Source organism: Mesorhizobium sp. M7A.F.Ca.CA.002.15.2.1 (genome assembly GCF_003998715.1).
GTDB lineage: Bacteria > Pseudomonadota > Alphaproteobacteria > Rhizobiales > Rhizobiaceae > Mesorhizobium > Mesorhizobium ciceri.
Window position 1 is genome coordinate 1 of record NZ_RZPI01000301.1, and the last position, 5,538, is coordinate 5,538.

A 5,538-nucleotide genomic window follows, 5' to 3' on the forward strand; every position below is an offset into this window, starting at 1 on the left:
ATCCACTTCTGACGAGACCAGCAACGCGAAGGTCCCGGCGCCCGCCGGGGCCTTCGCTATCGCTGCGGGCTTCAATCAATCGGCAAAAAAAGGCCCGCCGCCCCTCGGCAGCGGGCAGGTCCTGGAGTGCCGGGGGATCAACCCGGCATGGGATCAACGAGCGGATCACCGGTTGGTTGCAGGGATCGGCCCGGTAGCCTTCCTTTGGGTGGACCGCCACCGGGCCTGACCGGAGCGGGGTGTATTGGGGGAGCCCCGGCTGCTTCCAAAATATCACTTTTCTCTTATATTCGCTTTAGCTAATTTACATAAAGCCATGCATCACCCGCAGATGGGGTGCGCACTTCACGAAAGTGTCGAAGTGACGTCTCCCTGCTTATGCCATTCGGAATTCGCGGAACCAAAGCGGTTGCATCTGACTTTGGTTGGTGACGCGCAAAGACTTTTTCGCTGCTATCTTAAAGTTACCAAATGGAAATTGACCGGCGCAGCATATCAAGTCGATTTGCGCTGACGATCTCTCTGTTTTTCCAGGAACTGCTTGGCGTGCTCCGCCCAATCAGCCGTGGTGACTTTATGCTCCTGAACGGACTTTCTGAAAGCCTTGCGCAGAGCATCAAGGTCAAAGGCCCACAGTTGTTCACCATCAGTGCTGTTCAATTTTGTGCCGCCCGTCCCCATGAGAACGATGGTGTGCACCACAAGCTCAATCTTTCAAGGATCAATGCCTGACTTCTTTTGGGTATATCCGGGTATATCGAATATACAATCGCCTGCATAAAACAGGTTCAAACCGTGAACAGAATCTGGCATGGTGCCTGGCATGCCGATCATCTCGCCCATCCCAATCAACCCTCTCATCGACGGTCGCCAGTCCGAACGCGCCATGCTGGTGCGGCGCGGTGTGCAGCGGCTGCTCATGGATATGGGCGCGCATGTCTTGCCCGAACTGTCGCTGGCCACCGGCCGCCGTGCCGACCTCGTCGCTTTGACCCGGCAGGGCGATATCTGGATCATCGAGATCAAATCCTCGATCGAGGATTTCAGGGTCGACCGCAAATGGCCCGACTACCGGCTGCATTCCGACCGCTTCTTCTTCGCCACCCATCCCGGCGTACCCTCGGAGATCTTCCCGCACGAATGCGGCTTCATCCTTTCCGACGGCTATGGCGCCGAGATCCTGCGCGATGCGCCCGAGCACCGCATGGCAGCGGCAACGCGCAAGGCGCTGATGCTGCGGATCGCGCGGGCCGGCGCTTCGCGGCTGCTGGCGGCGGAGCTTGCCGGCGTGTCGGTGCCGGCGCTGGAGGGTGAGAGCGAGTAGCGGCGTCCTTCAGTCTATGGCCGGCTCTCCTCTTCGCCGTCCTCCACGCCACCCCTAGCGGACGCCATGAGCAGCACGGCAGCGCCCAGGATGGCGGCGATGAAGGAGCCGGCGAGGATGCCGACCTTGACCGCGTCCTGCAGCGCCACGTCGCCGGCGAAGGCGAGCAGGCCGATGAACAGGCTCATGGTGAAGCCGATGCCGCACAGCAGCGATATGCCGATCATGTGCGTCCAGCCGGCATTGGCGGGTAGGTCGGCAAGACCGAGCCTGATGGCAAGTGCCGAGGAGCCGAACACGCCGACCAGCTTGCCGACCACCAGGCCGGCGGCGACACCCAGCGTCAACGGCTCGATCAGCGCGCCAAAGCTCAGGCCGGCGAGCGAAACGCCGGCATTGGCAAAGCCGAAGATCGGGATGACGACGAAAGCCACAATCTTGTGCAGGCCGTGCTCGAGCCGGTGCAGCGGCGAACGGTCCAGATCGTGACCGATCCCGGCGGAGCGCTCAAGCGGGATGGTCAGCGCCAGCGCCACGCCGGCAAGCGTTGCATGGACGCCAGATTTCAGCACCAGAACCCACAGGACGACGCCCAGAACGAGATAGGGCACAAGCGTCATCACCCGCATGCGGTTGAGCACGACAAGCGCGGCAATGATTGCGAAGGCGGCACCCAGATAAGCCAGCGACAAGCCGCTGGTGTAGAAGATGGCGATGATGATGACGGCACCGAGGTCGTCGATGATGGCCAATGCTGTGAGGAACACCTTCAGCGAAGCCGGCACGCGGCTGCCGAGCAGCGACAGCACGCCGAGCGCAAAAGCTATGTCGGTGGCGGTCGGGATCGCCCAGCCGGACAGGGCGGCCGCATTGTTGCGGTTGACGGCGACATAGACGAGTGCCGGAACCAGCATGCCGCCGGCGGCGGCGATGCCGGGCAGCACGCGCCGAGGCCAGGTGGAGAGCTGGCCGTCCAGCATCTCGCGCTTGATCTCCAGCCCGACGAGCAGGAAGAACACCGCCATCAGCCCGTCATTGACCCAGTGCGAGACGCTGAGCGGGCCGAGATAGGCGTGGAGCACGGAGAAATAGGTTTCGGCGAGCGGCGAGTTGGCGACGATCAACGCAAGTGCCGCCGCCGCCATCAGGATGATGCCGCCGGCCGCTTCGCTATCGAGAAATTCGCGGAAGACGGAAATCGGCCGCTGCTTCAGATCCTGCATGTCGCCTCCGTCATGCCGCCTGTTTCGGCGGGTTTCAATCGGCAAGATGGCAAACGGTGGCCTTAACGCGGCGCGCGCTTTGCCAGTATGCGCTGCAAGGTGCGACGGTGCATGTTGAGCCGGCGCGCTGTCTCGGAGACGTTGCGCTCGCACATCTCATAGACGCGCTGGATATGCTCCCATCGGACGCGGTCGGCCGACATCGGGTTTTCCGGCGGCGCCGCGCGCTCGCCGGCGGTGCGGGTGAGTGCGGCGAAGATATCATCGGCGTCGGCGGGCTTGGAGAGATAATCGACCGCACCGAGCTTCACCGCGGTCACCGCGGTGGCGATGTTGCCATAGCCGGTCAGGATGATGGTGCGGGAATCCTCGCGCTTTTCGCGGATGGCCGCGACCACGTCGAGGCCGTTGCCGTCGCCGAGCCGCATGTCGACCACGGCGTAGGCGGGCGGATTGGCGCGCGCCTTGGCAACCGCCTCCTCGACGCTCTCGGCCGTCTCGACCACGAAGCCCCTGGCTTCCATGGCGCGGGCCAGACGCGTGAGGAACGGCTTGTCGTCATCGACGACAAGCAGCGAGGTGTCCTCGCCTTCAACCATTGCGCCAATATTCTCGTCGCCTGTCATAGTCTCAAAATTCCTGCTGCCTTAATTTTACGCAAATATAGTTCCTGAGCCTCCTTGTCCAATTTTTAGAGGTCCTTCAAGGCTCTCAGGCAGTGTCGAACATGCTGGCCGAAGTGATTTCCGGATTGAGGAACACACCACGCGGCCACGATATCTGGACCATGGCGCCCTCGCCCAGGCCACCCGAATTGCGGAAATCGAGCACGGCACCAGAGCGTTCGAGCAGGGTCTTGGCGATGAACAGGCCGAGGCCCAGACCACCGCCGGTTTCATTGCCCTGGCGCGTCGACATATAGGGCTCGCCGATGCGGTCGATGATCTCGGCCGGAAAACCGGGGCCGTCATCGACGATCGAGAAGGTGACGGTGGCCTCGTCCCAGCTCCAGCGCACGGTGACGCTTTTGCGGGCGAAATCGACCGCGTTCTCGACCAGGTTGCCGAGGCCGTAGATGACGCCCGGATTGCGCTGCCCGACCGGCTCGGGGCCGATGCGTTCGCCGGGCCGAAGCTTGATCGAGATGCCGAAGTCCCGGTGCGGCGCGGTGACCTCCTCGACCAGCGATGTCAATGGCAGCCGCGAAAGATGCGCCTCACCCTCCGAGGACAGGCTGGTCAGCCGCTTGAGAATCTCGCGGCAACGCTCGCTCTGCGAACGCAACAGCGTCACGTCTTCCCCATATTTCGGATCCTTGCCGAGCGCCTTTTCCATCTCCTTGGCGACAAGCGCGATGGTGGCGAGCGGCGTGCCGAGCTCGTGCGCGGCCGCGGCGGCCAGCCCGTCGAGCGCCGAAAGGTGTTGCTCGCGCTGCAGCACCAGCTCTGTTGCGGCGAGCGCATTGGCCAGAAGCCGGGCTTCGGCTGCCACCCGAAAAGCATATATGGCGGTGAAGGCGATCGAGGACAGCACCGCCATCCACATGCCGGCGACATAGAGAAAAGGCATGGCCAGCGGCGCATCCTCATGCCAGGGCAGCGGCAGATGGACAAAGACCAGAAAGGTCGCCGCCGACATGACCAGCCCGCCGAGGATGGCAGTCAGGCGCAGGGGCAGCGATGTCGCCGAAATGACGACAGGCACGGTCATCAGCAGCGAGAACGGATTGGTGAGGCCGCCGGTCATGTAGAGCAGGCCGGCAAGCTGCAGGCTGTCGAAGATGAGGATGCCGAAGGCCGCAAGCGGCGTGAGCCGGTGTGCCGCCGGAAAGCGAAAGGCGAGAAACAGGTTCATCCAGGCCGAACAGGCGATCAGGGCAAAGCAGAGGCTGACCGGCAGCGGAAACTTCAGCCCATAGGCGACGACGAGCACCGCCAGGCTCTGACCGACAATGGCAAGCCATCGCAACCGGATTAGCGTGTTGAGGCGCAGTCTCTGGCTCTGCTGGAAATCGGGCGAACGCAAAACGTTGATCATGGCCATGAATTACAGCCGCGAAGCTCCAAAGGCTAGGTCCCGCGCGGCTTGGCCCGGGCGGTGGCGGCGGCGAGCAGCGGGTTTTCCGGCCAGACATGCTTGGGATAGCGGCCGCGCATGTCGGCGCGCACGTCGGTCCAGGAGCCGCGCCAGAAGCCGGGCAGGTCGCGCGTCGTCTGGATCGGCCGGTGCGCCGGCGACAGGAGTTCGAGCGTCAGCGGCACAGTGCCATTGGCGATCGAAGGATGGCGGTCGAGGCCGAACAGCTCCTGTACGCGAATCGCCAGCACCGGCCATTCGCCGTCATAGCGGATAGGCACATGGCTGCCGGACGGAGCGTCGAAATGGGTCGGCGCCAGCGTATCGATCCTGCGCTGCAGATCATGCGGCACGAGGCTGGCCAGCCCGGCCGAGACAACGCCTGCATCGATGGCGGCAAACGATGCCGCGCCGGCGAGGTAAGGCAGCAGCCAGTCGTCGAGGCGCTCGACGAGGGCGTCATCCGCCATATCGGGCCATGGCGCGCCCAGGCCGCGATGCAGCCAGCCAAGCCGCTGGCGCAGCGTTTGCGCCTCCTTGCTCCAGGTCAGCAGCGACAGCCCGTGCTGGCGCACGGCATCGAGGACGGCGCGGTCGGCGTCGGCCCCCGTTGGCGGCGGCAGCATGCGCTCGGCGAGCGTGATGGCGCCAAGGCGCACGGTTTCACGTACACGCACGGCGCGCTTGTCCCGATCGAAGCTCGTTTCACGGCGCGCCTCGATCCTGTCCGCCAACGCGACACGGACATCGTCCTCGCCGATCGCCGCTGCCGCCGTGATGCGCGCATTCTGTGCCTTGCCCTGCAGGTCGGCGACGACCAGAAACGGCTCGCCCGCCAGCGGGTCGGCGGCGTCGAGCATGGCGCCGGAGCCGTTGGCCAGCACGAAACGGCCGCGCTCGCCGCGCGCCTTCGCC

Annotated in this window: 7 protein-coding genes; 3 read left to right on the forward strand and 4 right to left on the reverse strand. The window is 64.1% G+C overall.

Features of this window, described 5'->3' with window-relative positions:
* The 3 genes from ENZ74_RS34710 to ENZ74_RS17660 form a co-directional block, all read left to right on the forward strand.
* The coding region (locus ENZ74_RS34710; protein WP_206522292.1) for a hypothetical protein at positions 1-229 on the forward strand (229 nt) is incomplete at its 5' end.
* A 242-nt stretch (positions 230-471) separates the two neighbouring features.
* Positions 472-732, forward strand: coding sequence for a hypothetical protein (locus tag ENZ74_RS17655; protein ID WP_127219059.1), 261 nt, complete (start codon positions 472-474; stop codon positions 730-732).
* Between the two features lie 91 nt (positions 733-823).
* Complete coding sequence (locus ENZ74_RS17660; RefSeq protein WP_050596417.1) at positions 824-1,324, forward strand: MmcB family DNA repair protein; 501 nt, start codon at positions 824-826, stop codon at positions 1,322-1,324.
* Between the two features lie 14 nt (positions 1,325-1,338).
* Here ENZ74_RS17660 and nhaA read toward each other — a convergent pair whose 3' ends face one another.
* From nhaA to ENZ74_RS35150, 4 genes are all read right to left on the reverse strand, one after another.
* The gene (nhaA, locus tag ENZ74_RS17665; protein WP_063169902.1) at positions 1,339-2,547 is read right to left on the reverse strand and encodes a Na+/H+ antiporter NhaA; all 1,209 of its coding nucleotides are present in this window, start codon (positions 2,545-2,547) and stop codon (positions 1,339-1,341) included.
* Between the two features lie 62 nt (positions 2,548-2,609).
* Complete coding sequence (locus ENZ74_RS17670) at positions 2,610-3,173, reverse strand: ActR/PrrA/RegA family redox response regulator transcription factor (RefSeq protein WP_013528072.1); 564 nt, start codon at positions 3,171-3,173, stop codon at positions 2,610-2,612.
* An 85-nt stretch (positions 3,174-3,258) separates the two neighbouring features.
* Positions 3,259-4,590 carry an ActS/PrrB/RegB family redox-sensitive histidine kinase gene (locus ENZ74_RS17675; protein WP_063169901.1) on the reverse strand — a complete coding sequence of 444 codons (1,332 nt, stop codon included), beginning with the start codon at positions 4,588-4,590 and terminating at the stop codon, positions 3,259-3,261.
* Between the two features lie 26 nt (positions 4,591-4,616).
* Positions 4,617-5,538: ATP-dependent helicase C-terminal domain-containing protein (locus ENZ74_RS35150; RefSeq protein WP_281059712.1), on the reverse strand; the 922-nt coding region annotated here is incomplete at its 5' end.